This is a genomic window from Nitrosomonas mobilis (assembly GCF_900103035.1).
GTDB lineage: Bacteria > Pseudomonadota > Gammaproteobacteria > Burkholderiales > Nitrosomonadaceae > Nitrosomonas > Nitrosomonas mobilis.
The window spans coordinates 1-15,661 of sequence record NZ_FMWO01000060.1; the positions used below are offsets into that span (position 1 = coordinate 1).

Below are 15,661 nucleotides of genomic sequence, written 5' to 3' on the forward strand. Positions count from 1 at the left end.
TACGCACATGCCTATTGCCGAATTTCAAGCTATCTGCAATCCATGGCCAACAAGGGATATAACCCACTTGTCGCTATTCAAATAGCGTTGGCCGGTGAAGCTCATAAAGTATGGGGTGAGTAGTTACGGATCGTGAAGAACTGTTGGCATTCTATGATTTCCCAGCAGCACATTGGCAGAGCCTGAGAACAACAAATCCGATTGAATCGACCTTTGGTACGATACGTCATCGGACAAAACGATCAAAAGGATGCCTGACTCGTGAAGGCATGCTGCACATGATATTCAAACTATCGGAATGTGCAGAAAAAAAACTGGCGAAAGCAACGTGGATTTGAACACCTTGCCAGAGTCATTACGGGAGTGAAATTTAAAGATGGAATCGAGGTGACAGCAGACATTCAGGCCACCGCTTGATTAAATGGCTAAACACCAGATTTGACAATAACTCTTTTTACTCCTTATCTGCACCTAACGTAATACATATGACATTATTGAGATTTTATGTGGGTGACAAGTTACTCTCAAAGATAATTACGACATCCGCTTCAGAAGCTTTATTTGAATCTGATGTGGAGCGGCAGCTTTAGGGTTGTATTGTCCGGATTGAATGGTTTGGTAATCTGGCCGCTGTGCAATCGGTCAATGCAGTTGATTAGGCGGACGCATAAATGCGCCGCTGTTTTAGACGTTATGTGCAATAGGAGCGAGACATAGCTTTGAATTTAAGTAAACTACATAGTTTTAAATGGACTTCAGGTTCTTTGGGAAATGTATTAGTTCATAATTTTTCAGGTACAGCGAATTCAATTCTTAACAAAGCATTTGAAAGTTATCTTGAGGCTAATTCACAAGAGTTCGTCAGAATATTAATCACAGCCGTATGTCAACTAGATTCACAAAATACAGGTGAATACTCCGCTGATCGCATAACCTATGAACAATCAAAACAGCTTAGTGATGAAGAGCTAAATGATTTCGCGGAAAAGTTTCTTGAAAAGAATATATATTTAAAAAACGATCAAAGTAAAAGTAGCCGGAAAGAGACAAAAACGGAAAATGGCGAAGAAAGAACAACTATCGAGTATGAGAAACGTAAAGATGCAAATAAATCGGATGGTGAGTCCTATTGTGATTTCCTAAAAAGATTAATGCATCATAATTTTGAAAAAACAAGAAAACTGTTGGATAGTCTAGTGCCAAAGAATAATATTTTTTCAAATTCAGTACGGGATCTTATTAACCAAAATAGAGAGCTTTCTGACAGCTTAGGTAGTTCGATAAATCGGTTTGAATCTATCAGCCCTGTACAATTGCCAATAATTTCTGAAAACCCAGCGTATGAAACTAAACTTCAACTTAGAGCGTTAGGTGAAGAGTTCAGTAAAACATCAAGTCTTATCAAGAATATAAATGATCTAGGGTTACAAATGGCCTTCGAAATGGCTAGCAGCTCAAAAACAACAAAATTACATAACACTATAATGATAAGTATTGGTTTAGCCACCTTAGTCTTTAGTGCGGTGATGTCATATATGACATATGTATCATCTAACGAATCATCCAGGATAACCCAAGAATTATTAATTAGCTCAAGTGCCAAGAGCATGGCAATAGCAGAAGAGCAACAACAACTAAGCAAAGAGATCTATAACCAGCTCAAAAATATCGCAAGTAGAATTACAATTATGGATCCGACGCAAGGCAGTCTTGATAAGAACGTGGATCTGCTTAATTTGGAAACCAGTAGGTTAACAGAAGAACTCAAGAAAAATCACATAACAAAGGGTTCCACTGGGCTACCTAATGCTGCGTTTCTCGTGCCTCGCGACGCAGCATTAGGTAGCCAGTGAATCCAAGCGTTCGGCTCATAAGCGCTGAGATATAATGAAAGATGTACAAAAACTAGTTTCAAAGACTGCATTTTGGTTTGCCAGTATCATAATTTCATTTATCATGAGTCTGTTGGCAGGATTTTCCAAAGATTGGACTGAAAAATCTGGAGTTATTGTCAAATCTGGTGTTTAGCCATTTAATCAAGCGGTGGCCTGAATGTCTGCTGTCACCTCGATTCCATCTTTAAATTTCACTCCCGTAATGACTCTGGCAAGGTGTTCAAATCCACGTTGCTTTCGCCAGTTTTTTTCTGCACATTCCGATAGTTTGAATATGGGGTACCGTAAGGATTCCTTCGTAAATGAGTAACATCTCTCAAACTTACTTAATAGATAGTAGGGTTATTCTGCATAAAGGTACGTAACGCACCATAGGATTTCAAGAATCCATTTTTCAGCACCGTGGTGGATTTTTATCAATTTTTTTCGCAATCTTGGGCGCAGAGAGCGGTAAATTCACTTAAGACTCTGTCTTTGACTCGCGCAGCCTGCATTGCACAAACGTTCATTTGCGCAACAATCATGGGGCTACCATCCAATAAGGCATTGCGGCTTGCATAAATATATTGCATAATCATATCTATTTGCAACAGGTTTCTGCAACTATGCTTATCGGTTACGCGCGTGTTTCAACCCAAGACCAAGATACCGATGCACAAATTGCTGCATTAAAATCTTCCGGGTGCGAATTGATCTTCTAGGAAAAAGCATCTGGTGGCCGTTGGGACAGGCCAGAATTACATCGATTGCTAGAGCAACTACGTAAAGGTGATGTCTTGGTGGTCTGGAAACTTGACCGTCTGTCACGTTCCTTAAAAGATGTGTTGCTCCTGATGGAGAAAGTTGAACAGGCCGGTGCCGGTTTTCGTAGTCTAACCGAAGTGATTGATACCACCTCTCCGGGCGGTCGAATGATGATGCAAATGGTAGGGACTTTTGCAGAGTTCGAGCGTGCAATGCTGCGTGAGCGCACACAAAATGGTCTTGATGCGGCACGAAAGCAAGGCCGTATTGGTGGTCGCCGCCCAAAACTCAAGCCGCATCAGCAAAAGGAAATTGTTAGCTTGGTCAACTCTGGGCAGAAAAACGCAGCGGACGCTGCCAGATTATTTAATGTTCATCCTGCTACCATCTCGCGCCTTCTCCAGCGCGACAAAATTCCTTAATGGGGTTTTACGTTGCTACCTAGGGGGCCCCGCTTCAGAAAACGGAAAAAATCGTACGCTAGTGCGTGTGTCGAGGTTGGCACCCAGCGGTACAGCGTAGGAACGGAAACGCCGCTGGCCAGCAGCTTCTTGGCGGATTCGATCTTGCTCTAGTTCATTGACGCCCTGCTTTCCCTATCTACCGACAAGTCAAGTTGGGCGTATTTCGAGTAACGCAGTTCTCGGTTAGCCTTATACCCAGGGCCAATCTTTACACAAAGGATATTTGCCGGGTCCACCACACTTGAATCATCAAGTAATCGCCAGATACCCTCTGCATATTTCTCCACCATTAGAGCGGCCAACTCCGGTGACTCAAGCCCACAGCGGAGTGATGGAAAAGCTGCTGTGGTACGTAATGGCTATCAACCAAAAATGGAAAACAATCGTCAAAACTTGATTTATTCAATAACGCCAAGTCAACGAGAGGAAATGACAGCTAATCCATCTTCCTCCGCGTTGCGCACAGTTTATTAAGCAGCGTAATAGCGGAGTACTGCTTTTTATTTTTGCGCCCCTTGCCTGCTTGATCATGTATTTCAGTAATTTTCAATACAGACTCTTGCGTGTCAGCATGAGCGGTATATGCATCGTAACTTAGGTTGCTACTAAAATCTATCCAATCAATCGGTAGCGAGAACTCGATCCCGTGATGAATACGCTGCGTACCGAAGCCAGGCGGTAGAACCACTTTCTTGAGTGTATTGACCGACTCAGCTAGTGCAATATATTCAGATTGAGAGATGCCCTCATACATCAAGATGTTATCTTTACTAGTCTTATTTACAGGGACGAGAAAAAGGTAAGGTTTATCATTGGTAATTTGTAGCAAGAAATAGTTGCCGGTTTCTCCATCAACCGACTCCCCTCTGGTCTTGATTTGAAATACCAACTTTCCTGGTAAAGTCTGCGCTGTGACACGTAAAATATCAAGCTCAGACGATAAAGACTTATCCATATATGAAGCTAAAAGACGAGGATCATCTTCATTGCTCATGGCAAAAGTCGGCACAATATCTGTCAGCGTGAAAAAAATTACAAGGATTACGAGCTTAATCATAACCGAAAGAATGTCCGTTTTTGGTGAAGCATTTCTGTGATATCACTCATATCCTGAAGCGGGTCAAACAGCACTCTTATTCTTCCTGCGGGGTCAACCAAAAAGGCTGTACTACTATGGTCTACCTGATAATTAATTTTATTTCCCGCATTTTTGGTGTAAAAAATAGCTTCCGCACCAAATGCAGTCTTAAAACGCTCCAGCGCTTCACCTTCCAGGCGCAAATAAGAGAGATTAAGGTCGAACTTTTTTGTATAATTAGACAAGAACGCTTCGGTATCCCTGTCTGGATCAATTGTTACGAAGGTTCCACCTAATTTAATGCGCTCTTTTGCAGCGACTTGCATGAGCCTGGAGAAATTTACCAGCGACAAAGGACAAACATCCTTGCAATGCGCAAATCCAAACATAATCAGCTGCCATTGATTTTTGTCATTATTGCTCGCTTGGTTTAAGTAATTAATTAATTCTTTTTCCAAGGGAACAGGCTTTGCCAACACAATGGTCAATGCTGCAGCATTGGGCTGGACAAACAAAAATAGCATCCCGATTATGACTAGAACATAATAGCTATGCGAAATTGCCTGCTTCATTTTATATGCTCATTCTTTTAAGTAACTGTGTGGTCGTCATACGTAGCCGCCCTTTATGCTTCCTGATCAGTATGCACTATGTGGTGCACAAGAAAGCATAAGAGCGGCAACTTACCTGGTGATTGGAATTAACGAATAGAGCCAGCAACAAACAAACCATGCGGCATTACGAGACCGTCATTAGGTCCAAACGTCTTCACGACGGTATCCGTCATAGTGTCGATTTTGATGATGTACCCTGAGACCCAGCTTGCCATCAACACATACCGGTTATCGGGTGTTGGACTGAGTGTGTGTGCCACAGCAAACCCATTAGGAAGTCCGGCACCAGGTTTTAACCTTTTGATAAAGATTGGGTTATAACGGTCACTGATATCAAAAATTGAAACATATCCATCATCACCAAACGTATGATCAATCGTGTCTTCTTCTGCGATATAAAGTTTATTGCCGACAACCGCAATGTCGGTTGCAGAACGAAAAACACCTGCGCCGTCAGCATGATCAGTGTAATTAATGATCTTTGTTGCAGTTCCTTCCCAAGCATCAATCAACCACACGCTTGGAGGAATAATCGCGTTGGTCGCGGATGGCGTCAAAGAAGTTTTATCGAATTGCATTGAAGCGGTGAGTGCATAACGCTCATCCAACCAAAATACATAATGAGAAAACGCTGCGTGCTCTTCCTCAGTGCCCAGCATAATCTGGTCTATAGCTTTAAGTTTGCCATTTCTTTTGTTGACTTTATATCGATCGATAACGCTGTTATCAAAAAAATAACCACTACCAAGTCCAATTGTGCCTGACTTGTTGAACATGATGCCATGAGTTTGCTCTGTATAACCCGGTATGACGATCGGGTCGACCTCAGCAAATTCATTTGTACGGCGATTAATCACGCGGATTTTATCTGACGTCCATTCAGTAAAATAGACAAAGTTTGAATGCGGCAATATTGTGGGGCCGTGAGTTTGGGCTGACGAGCGCAATAACCAGTCTGGCGTCGCCTGGGCATCGTTGACTGATTCTACAAAAGGCAATTCAGCCGGAGTACCAGACATTTCTACAACGAGAAGCTTTTCCAATACTAATTTTGCAATGCCCTTCTTCCACTTTATGTTTTTTATTTTTAAAGCAGCGATATATCCGGGATGATCGTCTGTATTATCTGTCGTTACATACAATCTATTGCCTCCTGGCATGATCATGGCGTGCTGTAATGGCAGATCACCCGGCCAACCTTCGATAGTGATAGGATCGATTATTACAACTTTGTCCTTCTCGTAATTGATAAGGTATATGTTACGGGTGTGGTAATCGATAGCGGTTAAGATGGGCCGTGGAAAGTCATGGTGAAGTGCATCTTGATACTGCCCCTGGTCTTCGTTTTCAAAATATTCATCTTGCAGTTCATCTTGGAGCTCTACCGCAAATGCAGGATTTCCCAGCATAAGAAGCAGACATATTAGCGACAATATAATGTTGTAGTCAGATTTGTACATTGCAGGTAAACCTCTTGTATATATTGGTAATTAATTGTTATTAAATGAAAGTCTTAATATCTTTAACTGTGATGCCTTCAACGTTAAGTTCTGGGATATTTGTATCATAAGCGTTCATAGCTACTGTAAGCTATTGTTCTATATGTTTAATTATTCTATGCTTGTACGGTACCCATTAATACTCCCGGCACCAAGCTCAGAAACACAGTTTTAACTAGTATCATTGTTACCATCCCCAAGTTCAATATTACATTTTAGAAAACATCCTACTACCTAATATCTATGCAACCCTTTAATTACTATAATAATTACGTTAATCTCGAACATACCCCCCTACACGATTAATTTACTAGTACTCCCCCACTTATATTCACCACTAGAAAATCAGGGGTTCCAATTGCCGCTTGCGTTTACCGCGGAGTTACATTGACTTGCAACATTACCAACAGCTTCTAGGGAAGCTGCATCAGAATAGTTCCTAGCTATTTATTGCTATGTTTTTCTGTATAGAGCTGACGTTATCTCTAAAATAGCCACCAAACACGCCAAATTTTTACTCCTGAAAATTAGTGTCGCCTGTACCAGAAACTTGAAAGTCGGATTCATGATTAGCGCCGCACTTATTACCGTCATTGTGACCAGCGTCTCAGAGAGAGACGCCAAGGTTAGCTTCAAGTCTCTTTGCGCCCCCGGTTAGCATAGCCACAAACGAAAAACCACTTATAGTTGCGGTACTCAAAACGTACCGGGCTGTTAACTGCAAAGGATGAGGCCGAACCTAGACCATTGAGGTGGACCAAACTTCAATCGCCCCCAGAATTAGTGGGAGAAACGAACCGGGCGCTTTCGCGCGACCCCTATATTACTGCTGCTTATATTGAAGCTATAATCAATAAGAGAAATTGCTTTTAATTAATACCCTTATGCTCAGGAATAAGCACACCAAATGATGAATAGGAAGTTTGAGCATCAATTAATGTGCTGCGGTATCGAGGTTCGCAGTGGTTATATATGCGGAGGACGATTCTGACAGGGTCTGCTTTGTTTGTAGAAAACCACTTCTGGGGACAGGCATCCTAATTAATAAGAATATATGACATAGGACTAATACTACCACAAAAGTAAAAGCATTAAAATTCAATTTAAATGATATTTTATGAGGTATTACAACATTAATATCAATTGGTTATTCTAAATAGCTACCACATAAAACCTCATTTTTCTATAGTTTGTGTCGCTTAACAAGTCTCAGCCAATGAATTAAGAGTAATCCGTTCTTGGTTGCTATAACGCAATCCATATTTATCTTTGATACGTTCCCAACGCTTCCCATACTCGCACCAAAATGATTCCTGATTAGCAACGAACGTCAGCCATTCGAATAGAGTGCAAGGGCTGCGGAGTGGTCGAAGCAGCGGCGACCAGCAATCGTTCGTGCAGTGAGCAAAGATCAAAACGCCGGTTGAATCGGTAACTGAAGGCGGCAAGATAGCGAGCGGCATACTTGCGGAAGTTGAAAGCATGGTAACAACCCGACAAGCTGGTCTTGAGATTGCCGAGGATAGTGTTGATCCACCGGAACTCGGGAGTCTCCTTTGGTTTGCGTCCGGCGATAACTGTAAAATGGTGGCTACAGCCAATTTTGGTGACGGCACCAAAGCAGGCCAAGGCATCCGAGAACACCGTGCTGCCGGGTGCCAGACAATCCTTTGCCCAGGCTGAAATTGCCTTTAGCGTAAATCCCGAGACTGGGGTAAGCCTCACGCGCAAAGGGTGATCATCCTCAGTCAGAGACACAGCGGCAACAATGGGTACCTTATTCTCTGAACCTCTGCCCGCTTTTCCTCCCGCACGCTCTCCACCAAGATAAGCATCATCGACCTGGATTCTGCCATCAAGGACATAGCGCTCATCACGATTAGCCATCGCCTGCATCAGTTTGTGATGTATCAACCATGCCGTAGGATAGCTCACTCCCAGCTGGCGCTTGAGCGCCAGGGATGATAAACCGGTCTTGGCCTGACTAACCAGATAAATTGCCAAAAACCAGACGGTCAACGGTAGTTTAGTGCCCTGAAAAACTGTCCCGGCAATCAATGAGGTCTGATGTCGGCAGGCTCTGCATTGAAAAATCTTGCGTATACCATCACGTATAACATAGTAAGCAGTACCGTTACAGCGTGGACAGTGAAACCCATAACAGCCATGACTTTTATGTCGCAACAAACTCGTCAGACACATCTTGCTGACGTTCGTTGCTAATCAGGAATTGCTTTGGCACGAATGCTACCACGTCACCACTATCGGGCCTCGCCCAGCACGTCGGCTGCGGCAAGCTGAAGAATCCTTCTAGTCAGGACCGTTGTTGGTCGCCTGAGATAACGGTTCTCTTGTCCATTGCGGCCTTTTTTCGCGTTTCCTCTCTTGCGGCAAGCCTTCGCAGTGGTAAGATGGTAATAGATTACTTACTTTTGGAAGAGCAAACAATGAGCGGACACCCTAAGCACTTACCGGCCGATAAGCGACGTGCGGCCACAGTCGAGGCAGTGGTCAGTCTGGCCGCCGAGCAAAACCCCAGCGACATCACGACAATGGCCATCGCGCAGCGTATGGGGCTGACCCAAGGGGCACTGTTTCGTCACTTTCCGACCAAGGATGCCATTCTGCAGGCGGTGGTATCCTGGATCACAGAGCGCCTGCTGACCCGGGTGGACAAGGCTGCAGAAAGTACCACGTCTCCGGTTGCAGCCTTGGAGGCGGTCTTCATGACGCATATCGATTTCGTGTCCGAGCACCCAGGTGTGCCGAGGATGCTCTTCGGCGAATTGCAGCGACCGGGAGAAACCCTTCCCAAGCGAATGGTGCAGACCTTGATTCATCACTACGGAGAGCGGCTGCATCGCCTGCTCGAAGCCGGCAAGGTGCAGGGTGAGCTGGATGCGGGACTGGATGTGGACGCCGCCGCTGTCTTGTTCATCGGCGCCATCCAAGGGTTGGTAATGCAGTCGCTGCTAGCAGGCGATGTGGCGCGCATCCGCCGTGACGCGCCGGGAGTGTTCGCCATCTACCACTGTGGTATCCGCCACTCGGAGGCCAGGTAATGAAGATCAATGGTCTTTCTAACAAAGTCAAACGTACCCTCGCTGTTGCCGCCATCGTCGCGATTGTAAGTGGTTCCGGCTTCTTCTTCTGGATGCAGCGCGCAGGTACTGACGACGGCCAGCTGCGCTTGTACGGCAATGTTGACATTCGCGAGGTGCAGCTGGCCTTCCGCCAGCCTGGGCGCGTGACTAAAATGGTTTTCGATGAGGGCGATGCCGTACGCGCCGGCGAACGCATGGCCGTGCTTGATGCGCAACCCTATCGAGAAGCCCTTGCGGCGGCACAGGCCCAAGTGCAAGTAGCACAGGCGGAACTGGCCAAGCTGCGCCACGGCTTGCGGCCGCAGGAAATCACGCAGGCGCGAGAGACGCTCAAGCAGGCACAAGCGCTCGCCACCGAGGCTAAGCGTAACTTTCAACGCCAGAGCCGCCTGTCGGAATCGGGCTTCAGCAGCAAGCGTACGTTTGATGCCGCCCGCACGGCACGAGACCAGGCAGTTGCTGGCGTCGAAGCAGCCAAGGCAGCTTTGTCGCAGGCATCCGAAGGCTTTCGCAAGGAAGACATTGTCGCCGCAGAGGCTCGCGTTGCGGCCGCGCAGGCTGCCGCAACGCGAGCTACTACAGCCTTGGCGGATACCGAATTGATGGCACCTAATAACGGAACCGTCATCGCACGAGTACGTGAGCCTGGCAGCATGGTTGCAAGCCATAGCACGGTCTACAGCCTGAGCCTGGACAAGCCGGTTTACGTGCGCGCCTACACGGGTGAGTCGGATTTGGGGCGCATTGCACCCGGCACTGTGGTGCGCGTCAAGAGCGATTCATCGGAGAAGGTCTATCGCGGCCAGATCGGCTTCATATCGCCACGGGCCGAATTCACACCCAAGACGGTGGAGACGACGGATCTGCGTACCGATCTGGTGTACCGTCTGCGTATCGTCATCGACGAAGCTGACAGCGACGGTGCCTTGCGCCAAGGTATGCCGGTGACGATCGAGGTCGAAGCGAAAGCCGGCACCGGTATCCCGGCGGAGGAGCGTTGAAATGCAGGCAAGCCTTGCCATCACTGCCGTGCCTACTGGTGCGGGCGAAAACACCGCCGTCATCATCGAAGGTGTGGACAAGCATTTCGGCAACGTACAAGCCCTGCAGAGCTTGAGCGCGCGCATCCACTATGGGCGGCTGACGGGCCTGGTCGGCCCCGACGGCGCTGGCAAGACGACGCTGATGCGCATCCTGACCGGCCTTCTGGTACCCAATACTGGTCGCGTCACCTTGGCCGGCTTTGACGTGGTTAAGGATAACGATGCCATTCACGTGGCCAGCGGCTACATGCCGCAGCGCTTTGGTTTGTATGAAGACTTGTCGGTGATGGAGAACATGCGCCTGTATGCACAGTTGCGCGGCATGGATGCAGACCGCAATGCCGACCTGTTTGCCGAACTGCTCGATTTCACGCGGCTCGGGCCTTTCACCAAGCGCCTCGCCGGCAAGCTCTCCGGCGGCATGAAGCAGAAGCTGGGCCTTGCCTGTGCGCTCATGGCGCGGCCCAAGGTGCTGCTGCTGGACGAGCCTGGCGTGGGTGTCGACCCGGTCAGCCGCCAGGACTTGTGGCGCATGGTGCAGGTGCTCACTGACGAGGGCATGGCCGTGGTTTGGTCCACCGCCTACCTCGACGAGGCCGAGCGCTGTGAAAGCGTGCTGTTGCTGAACCAAGGGAAGCTTCTGTTCGATGGTCCTCCACAAGATCTGACTGCACAGCTAGAGGGCCGCAGTTTTCGACTCGAAGATATCGGTACCCAGCGCCGATCAATCCTTACCGAAGCGCTCGATCTTGACAGTGTAAGCGATGGAGTGATCCAGGGTGCCGGTGTACGCGTGGTGTTGCGCGTGGGTGCGAGCACGGAGCAGATCCAGGCCCTGGCCGATCAGGCGCAGGTGCGGCTGGCGCCGGTACCCGCGCGCTTTGAAGATGCTTTCATCGATCTCCTCGGCGGTGGTCCTGGCGGCAGTTCAACCCTGGCTGAACGTCTGCCGCCGATTGAGCTCGGTTCGGACATTGCCGTGTCGTGCCACAGCCTGACCAAGCGCTTCGGCGACTTTACCGCCACCGACAATGTCAGCTTCGAGGTGCGGAAGGGTGAAATCTTCGGCCTGCTCGGCCCCAACGGCGCCGGCAAATCCACCACCTTCAAGATGCTATGCGGTCTGCTTAAACCGACCGCCGGCGAGGCGCACGTGGTAGGACACGATCTGCGCCGAGCCACCGGCGTGGCCAAGAGCCGACTTGGCTACATGGCACAGAAGTTCTCGCTCTATGGCCTGCTCTCGGTGCGGCAGAACCTGGAGTTCTCGGCTGGGGTGTACCAATTGGAAGGAAATACGCGGCGCGAGCGCATCGCCGGAATGATCGAAACCTTCGACCTTGGTAAATGGCTATCCGCCACCCCGGACTCCCTGCCATTGGGGCACAAGCAGCGCTTGGCGCTGGCCTGCGCGCTGATGCATCGCCCTCCGGTACTGTTTCTGGACGAACCCACTTCGGGCGTGGATCCTATCACTCGACGTGAGTTTTGGATCCACATCAACGGTCTGGCGCGCAAGGGCGTCACCATCATGGTTACCACCCACTTCATGGACGAGGCCGAATACTGCGACCGCATAGCCATACTCTCGCGTGCGCAACTGATTGCGCTGGACACACCCGATGCGCTCAAACGTTCGGCGATCAGTCCCGAACGGGCCGACCCGACCATGGAGGACGCCTTCATTCACTTGGTAGAGTCGGCAGACCGCGAGATGAAGGCCACCACATGAACGGCACCACAAAGCACAAGGGCGGGAGTGGACTACTGCAGACCGACTTGCGCCGTTTTGACCTGCGGCGCCTGATGGCCCTGATCACCAAGGAAAGCCACCAGGCGCTGCGCGACCCCTCGACACTGCTGATCGCGCTCGTGCTGCCGGTGGTATTGCTGCTGCTGTTCGCCTATGCGGTGTCGCTGGATGCGAAGGATGTCCGCATCGGCGTAGTTCTGGAGTCGCCCGGCGCATCGGCACAGTCGCTGGCCGCAGCATTTTCGGGCACCCGCTTCCTGAATACGCACTTCGCTTATGACCGGCGTGATGTAGCCGATCAGCTGGTTTCCGGTGACCTGCGCGGTTACGTGGTGATTCCTCAGGATTTCGAGCAGCGTCTGGCCCAGCGTGGCAACGAGCCGCTGGTGCAGATTATCACCGACGGCTCCTATCCCAATACCGCCAACTACGTCGAAAACTACGCTCGTGGCGTGGTGCAGTCCTGGCGTGCCGGACTGGACGTCGCAGCACCAGCGCAGTCCATCGTCCTGGTGCCACGCTACTGGTTCAACCCCGAGCTGGAAAGCCGCCGCGCACTGATCCCCGGTGCCATCGCCATCGTTATGACCATCATCGGCACTATGCTGACCGCACTGGTGGTGGCGCGCGAATGGGAGCGCGGCACCATGGAGGCGGTGCTGTCCACGCCCGCCTCGGTGGCCGAGATCCTGATCGGTAAGCTGCTTCCCTACTTCGTGCTTGGCATGCTGTCCACACTGGGCGCGACGGCGCTGGCGGTGTTCGTGTTCGACGTGCCGCTACGCGGCTCGCTCGCGGCCCTGCTGCTGCTATCAGGCGTGTTCATGGTGCCCGCGCTGGGCCAGGGGCTGCTAATCTCCTCGCTCGCACGCAACCAGTTTCTCGCAGCGCAGATTGCCTTGTTCTCCGGCTTCTTGCCGTCCTTCATGCTCTCGGGCTTCCTGTACGAGATCGACGCTATGCCGGCGCCGATCCGCGCCATTACCCTGCTGATTCCGGCGCGTTACTTCGTCGAGTCTCTTAAGACGGTGTTTCTGGCCGGCGATATCTGGGCGGTCTTCATTCCCAACCTGCTGGCGATGGCGGCGATCGGGACGTTGTTCTTCATGCTGGCCAAGCGCGCCACGCGCAAAAATCTGGAATAGTGTCGTGCTCGTATCCTCCTTCAGCTTCACCCGCTTGCGGGCCCAATTCATCAAGGAAGTACTTAGTGTCCTGCGCGACCCACGCAGCCGCATGGTGGTATTTGTGCCGCCCATCTTGCAACTTCTGGTCTTCGCCTTTGCCGCAACGCTAGAAGTGCGCAATGTCGATATCGCAGTGTACAATCAAGACGCGGGGCGCTGGTCACACGAACTGATACAGCGCCTAAACAGTGCCCACTTCATCACCCGCGTGCGACACGTGGACAGCCAGCGGCACCTGCACGAGTTGATTGATCGAGGCGAGGTGATCGCGGCACTCGCCATTCCGGTGGATTTCTCACGCACGATTGCCGCTGGCGATAGCGGCCTTGCACAGGTACTGGTCGATGGCCGACGCAGCAACTCCGGCCAGATCACCGTCGCCTACCTCTCCACCATCGCAGCCGATGTCGGTGCCGAGGTCACACCTGACACGCAAGCGCCAGTACCCGTCGTGGTGCGCCATTGGTTCAACCCGAATCTGATCTATCGCTGGTTCATCGTGCCGGGCCTCACCGGTATCCTGGCGTTATTCAGCGCGCTCTTAATCACCTCGCTGTCAATCGCCCGCGAGCGCGAGCTGGGCACCTTTGACCAGCTACTGGTATCGCCCACTTCGACGCCGGAAATCATCATTTCCAAATCGCTGCCCGCACTGGCGATCGGCACCTTGCTGGGTCTTTTCATGGTCGGCACAGGCGTGTTCCTGTTCGGCATCCCCTTTACCGGCTCGTTCGGCCTGCTGTTCGCCAGTCTGGTGTTGTTCATCCTGTCGGTGGTTGGCATCGGCCTGATGATTTCCGCGGTCAGCATGACGCAACAACAAGCCATCCTGGGTGCGTTTGCCATTGGCGTGCCAGCAGTGCTGATGTCCGGCTTTGCCACGCCAGTAGAGAACATGCCTGTTGTCTTGCAATGGCTGGCCCAGGCCATTCCGCTGACCCACTTCCTCATCATCGTCGAAGGCAGTTTTCTCAAGACCATGCCGCCCGGTGACATTCTCGCCAGCCTGTGGCCGCTGGCGGTCATCGCCCTCGCCACGCTAACGATGGCCACCGTATTCGTCCGAGGACGCCTGCAATGAATTCCAAGGTCCGCCCCTTCTTCGCGTAACCGTCATCGGCCTGGCCCCTGGGCGGGTGACGGTTGCGCTGGCCCAACCCTGTGTGCTGCCTGACTACCTGTGCGACCGTGGGCCCCGACTACCGCAATCCACCGTCGGTTGGCGCCGGTAGCGGCTGGAGCTTGCCTTTTTGACAAGTGAATCTCAACCCGCAGACTTGAGCCACTGATGGTCTGCACTGGGCGAACCGACTAGGTCATCTGATCAATAGTTTTACGGAAGTGTACTAATGAATTAAACAACCCGGCGGGTTTGAATTACGGACTGAAAGTCCGTATACGCGTCGACTAAACGACGCGTCTTATTTCGGCTTCATTTTTAAATTATCGTTTGGATTTGGCATCAAAATGATGTTCTAGGTAAACCGTACCACTTCCATATCTATAATCTATAAAATCCATGCCGCATCTTCTGTGTAACATATTCTCGCAGCTAAAGCTGACCGGCTAAAGACGGTGGTCTTAATCTTATAATGGTGACATAGCCTAGAAAAAGGTAACCACTGGTATGGTATTCGCGGAGCGCGGTTCGGGATAGAAGAAAAAACAGGTATGGTAGAGTTCACTGGAAAAACGCGTTCATATTAGGGATTAATGGTTCATGTTTTTGGACGGCTTGCAGCGGACCATGTTTTTTTGGAATAAATTGAGAATTAGCTCTTAATTCACATTTAGGAGAAAATGTAACATTTAGATCAGAATGGCGAGGCTTAAACTGTTATCATCTATAGCTTCCTATAATTAACTGATACGAGGTCCAATTTGAAATATATCCATTTCGTTATTGTGCTTATGGCAGTTGCGTTAGTTGCATGCGACTCAAAAAAACATCCCATGGACAAACCGCCTCCTTCTGCTTTTATCGAGCGTGAGTCTGCTCCAGATATGGACAAGCTTGATGAGGCTGGCTCAGATACTTCTTCATCCGAAGAAAATTAACGCTTTCGAGTTTGCGTAATAGCCGAAATACTCGGGCTGGCAAAAACGCAAACTCGGATATGACTGTTTCTTGGCACGGTATATTTCCAGGAGACGGTCATAAAGCGGTTCTTTCATTAATGCGACATAATCAGTTCAGCACCACCCTGTTGCTTTACACAGCCCTAGAACAAGAAGCCTCAGAATCATGCCCGATGCCGTCAGAAAGCCGTAACCGCGCTG

At 49.8% G+C, this 15,661-nt stretch carries 13 protein-coding genes and 3 pseudogenes; 11 read left to right on the forward strand and 5 right to left on the reverse strand.

All coding sequences use genetic code 11. The features are described from left to right. Positions 1-128 precede the first annotated feature (128 nt). The 3 genes and pseudogenes from NSMM_RS10425 to NSMM_RS15735 form a co-directional block, all read left to right on the forward strand. A pseudogene (locus tag NSMM_RS10425) lies at positions 129-417 on the forward strand (transposase); the annotation flags it as partial. A 302-nt stretch (positions 418-719) separates the two neighbouring features. Next, positions 720-1,853, forward strand: a complete 1,134-nt coding sequence (locus NSMM_RS10430) for a hypothetical protein (RefSeq protein ID WP_143001926.1) — start codon at positions 720-722, stop codon at positions 1,851-1,853. 34 nt (positions 1,854-1,887) lie between these two features. Beyond that, positions 1,888-2,028 (forward strand): hypothetical protein, encoded by a 141-nt coding sequence (locus NSMM_RS15735; protein WP_176753943.1) that lies wholly within the window; start codon positions 1,888-1,890, stop codon positions 2,026-2,028. Between the two features lie 283 nt (positions 2,029-2,311). Here NSMM_RS15735 and NSMM_RS15740 read toward each other — a convergent pair whose 3' ends face one another. Next, positions 2,312-2,485 (reverse strand): hypothetical protein, encoded by a 174-nt coding sequence (locus NSMM_RS15740; protein WP_176753941.1) that lies wholly within the window; start codon positions 2,483-2,485, stop codon positions 2,312-2,314. A gap of 15 nt (positions 2,486-2,500) precedes the next feature. On the opposite strand from NSMM_RS15740, the pseudogene NSMM_RS10435 reads away from it, so the two are divergent. Both NSMM_RS10435 and NSMM_RS16870 read left to right on the forward strand, forming a co-directional pair. Continuing rightward, a pseudogene (locus NSMM_RS10435) lies at positions 2,501-2,893 on the forward strand (recombinase family protein); the annotation flags it as partial. A gap of 12 nt (positions 2,894-2,905) precedes the next feature. After that, positions 2,906-3,061: a helix-turn-helix domain-containing protein gene (locus NSMM_RS16870; protein WP_342671788.1), complete on the forward strand. Its 156-nt coding sequence runs from the start codon at positions 2,906-2,908 to the stop codon at positions 3,059-3,061. Between the two features lie 478 nt (positions 3,062-3,539). Here NSMM_RS16870 and NSMM_RS10445 read toward each other — a convergent pair whose 3' ends face one another. The 4 genes and pseudogenes from NSMM_RS10445 to NSMM_RS10460 form a co-directional block, all read right to left on the reverse strand. Continuing rightward, the gene (locus tag NSMM_RS10445) at positions 3,540-4,160 is read right to left on the reverse strand and encodes a hypothetical protein (protein WP_090287241.1); all 621 of its coding nucleotides are present in this window, start codon (positions 4,158-4,160) and stop codon (positions 3,540-3,542) included. Then, complete coding sequence (locus NSMM_RS10450) at positions 4,157-4,753, reverse strand: SCO family protein (RefSeq protein ID WP_176753944.1); 597 nt, start codon at positions 4,751-4,753, stop codon at positions 4,157-4,159. The genes NSMM_RS10445 and NSMM_RS10450 overlap by 4 nt, the downstream gene beginning before the upstream one ends. A gap of 128 nt (positions 4,754-4,881) precedes the next feature. Further along, a complete protein-coding gene (locus NSMM_RS10455; protein ID WP_218121089.1) occupies positions 4,882-6,204 on the reverse strand; it encodes an LVIVD repeat-containing protein in 1,323 nt (440 codons plus the stop codon). Between the two features lie 1,407 nt (positions 6,205-7,611). Then, positions 7,612-8,451, reverse strand: a pseudogene (locus tag NSMM_RS10460) (IS1595 family transposase); the annotation flags it as partial. Between the two features lie 290 nt (positions 8,452-8,741). On the opposite strand from NSMM_RS10460, the gene NSMM_RS10465 reads away from it, so the two are divergent. The 6 genes from NSMM_RS10465 to NSMM_RS15745 all read left to right on the forward strand — a co-directional run bounded on the left by NSMM_RS10465 (position 8,742) and on the right by NSMM_RS15745 (position 15,439). Next, positions 8,742-9,356 carry a TetR/AcrR family transcriptional regulator gene (locus tag NSMM_RS10465; RefSeq protein WP_090287247.1) on the forward strand — a complete coding sequence of 205 codons (615 nt, stop codon included), beginning with the start codon at positions 8,742-8,744 and terminating at the stop codon, positions 9,354-9,356. After that, complete coding sequence (hlyD, locus tag NSMM_RS10470) at positions 9,356-10,399, forward strand: secretion protein HlyD (RefSeq protein ID WP_090287249.1); 1,044 nt, start codon at positions 9,356-9,358, stop codon at positions 10,397-10,399. The genes NSMM_RS10465 and hlyD overlap by 1 nt, the downstream gene beginning before the upstream one ends. 1 nt (position 10,400) lies before the next feature. Then, entirely contained in the window at positions 10,401-12,173 is a 1,773-nt protein-coding gene (locus NSMM_RS10475; RefSeq protein ID WP_090287250.1) for an ATP-binding cassette domain-containing protein, read from the forward strand. After that, positions 12,170-13,339, forward strand: coding sequence for an ABC transporter permease (locus NSMM_RS10480; RefSeq protein ID WP_090287252.1), 1,170 nt, complete (start codon positions 12,170-12,172; stop codon positions 13,337-13,339). The genes NSMM_RS10475 and NSMM_RS10480 overlap by 4 nt, the downstream gene beginning before the upstream one ends. 4 nt (positions 13,340-13,343) lie before the next feature. Then, the gene (locus tag NSMM_RS10485) at positions 13,344-14,462 is read left to right on the forward strand and encodes an ABC transporter permease (RefSeq protein ID WP_090287253.1); all 1,119 of its coding nucleotides are present in this window, start codon (positions 13,344-13,346) and stop codon (positions 14,460-14,462) included. Between the two features lie 800 nt (positions 14,463-15,262). Next, positions 15,263-15,439: a hypothetical protein gene (locus NSMM_RS15745; protein ID WP_176753942.1), complete on the forward strand. Its 177-nt coding sequence runs from the start codon at positions 15,263-15,265 to the stop codon at positions 15,437-15,439. Positions 15,440-15,661 lie beyond the last annotated feature (222 nt).

Coding starts and splice junctions, on each gene's coding strand:
- NSMM_RS15735 (WP_176753943.1), top strand. CDS start 1,888: ATGAAAGATGTACAAAAACTAGTTTCAAAGACTGCATTTTGGTTTGCC.
- NSMM_RS10445 (WP_090287241.1), bottom strand. CDS start 4,160: ATGATTAAGCTCGTAATCCTTGTAATTTTTTTCACGCTGACAGATATT.
- NSMM_RS10450 (WP_176753944.1), bottom strand. CDS start 4,753: ATGAAGCAGGCAATTTCGCATAGCTATTATGTTCTAGTCATAATCGGG.
- NSMM_RS10455 (WP_218121089.1), bottom strand. CDS start 6,204: ATGCTGGGAAATCCTGCATTTGCGGTAGAGCTCCAAGATGAACTGCAA.
- NSMM_RS10465 (WP_090287247.1), top strand. CDS start 8,742: ATGAGCGGACACCCTAAGCACTTACCGGCCGATAAGCGACGTGCGGCC.
- hlyD (WP_090287249.1), top strand. CDS start 9,356: ATGAAGATCAATGGTCTTTCTAACAAAGTCAAACGTACCCTCGCTGTT.
- NSMM_RS10475 (WP_090287250.1), top strand. CDS start 10,401: ATGCAGGCAAGCCTTGCCATCACTGCCGTGCCTACTGGTGCGGGCGAA.
- NSMM_RS10480 (WP_090287252.1), top strand. CDS start 12,170: ATGAACGGCACCACAAAGCACAAGGGCGGGAGTGGACTACTGCAGACC.